The organism is Dictyobacter arantiisoli, assembly GCF_008326305.1.
GTDB lineage: Bacteria > Chloroflexota > Ktedonobacteria > Ktedonobacterales > Ktedonobacteraceae > Dictyobacter > Dictyobacter arantiisoli.
The window spans coordinates 1-1332 of the sequence record NZ_BIXY01000239.1 but is presented as its reverse complement, the minus strand read 5'-3'; the positions used below and the strand labels follow the sequence as shown (position 1 = coordinate 1332).

Annotated in this window: 1 protein-coding gene; it reads right to left on the bottom strand. The window is 42.7% G+C overall.

Annotation, left to right across the window (positions count from 1 at the left end; translation table 11 throughout):
- Positions 1-136: 136 nt before the first annotated feature.
- Positions 137-1274, bottom strand: a protein-coding gene (locus F1593_RS28015) for an IS3 family transposase (RefSeq protein ID WP_371873939.1) whose coding sequence is annotated in 2 segments (ribosomal slippage) — positions 137-985 and positions 987-1274 — 1137 coding nt in all. Because the reading frame shifts where the segments join, the coding sequence is not laid out codon by codon here.
- Positions 1275-1332 lie beyond the last annotated feature (58 nt).

Below are 1332 nucleotides of genomic sequence, written 5' to 3'. Positions count from 1 at the left end.
GTTAGACTCGTAGGGATGTCAGCGCGGCCCACGATGTTCCTGCATGAGTCCCTGAGCCACGCTGACGTCACGGAGTGCGTAACAGGTGATGTCAAGGGCCACATTTTTAGCTCTCTATAAATCATGGGGGAACGTATTACATCTTCTTATCGAAATACACTTCTGCAGGTGTTTGATATTGAAGTGACTGATGAACACGCCCCTCATTATAAAAACGAAGGTAGCGTGTCAGTTCAGCACGAGCTGTGCGAGGACTATCATACTCCTTCAAATAAACCTCCTCATACTTAATTGTTCTCCATAACCGCTCAGTAAATATAGTATCGAGTGCTCTCCCTTTCCCATCCATACTGATGCGTATTTCATGCTGTTTTAGAAGATCAATATAGCTATTACTCGTGAAATGGCTCCCTTGATCACTGTTGAAAATCTGTGGTTTTGCTTGTTCTAATGCTCGTTGCACTGCCTCAATGACAAATCCTATTTGTAGTGTTTGATCTAACTCCCAACTGATAATATATCGTGAATACCAGTCCAACACAGCAACCAAATACATCCAGCTTCTTTGTAAGCGAATGTATGTGATATCAATGCCCCAAATATGATCTGGTGCAGAAGCTGTGATATTTCTGAGTAAGTACGGGTAAATCCCGGCTAAGTGTGCACGTTTGCTCAAGTTGGGACCGGGATGAATCGCCATGAGGCCCATTTCTCTCATATATTTTGAAACGGTTTTCTCATTTATTTTCTTTCCTTCACGATGTAATTGAGCTGTAATCTTCCGATATCCATAGTAGGGAAGTTCGGTGAAGATCTCATCTATACGATGTTTAACGGCAACCTCCTCCGGCGATGGCGGTATTGGCTGATAATAGAGGCTTGAGCGATTGAGTTCTAACAGCTCGGCTTGAGTGCTCACAGGCAACGCTCGATGCTCCCAGTCAATCAATGCTTGACGTTGCTCTCTATTGAAACACTGCACGAGATTTTTTTTCCAGCCACGTCATCTGCGTGGTTAACCGACCTATTTCAGCATAGAGAGCTTCTCGCTCCTTTTCCCATCCTGCTTCTTTTTCTGCAAACTCTTTTGAAGACTGATCATCAAACAATTGAGGGAGTGCTGCTAATGCATGATCCCTCCATTTGTAGAGTTGGCTGGTATGAACCCCGTATTCAGATGATAATTGGCTTATCGTCTTCTCTTCCTTTAAAATCTCCTTTACTACTTTTGCCTTAAATTCTGCCGTGTGTTGTTTTCTTTTTTGCTTTTCCATGAATCAATTTTATCTTACGAGCCAACTTTTTTCTGTCTGAATTTCTAGGGGCATTATA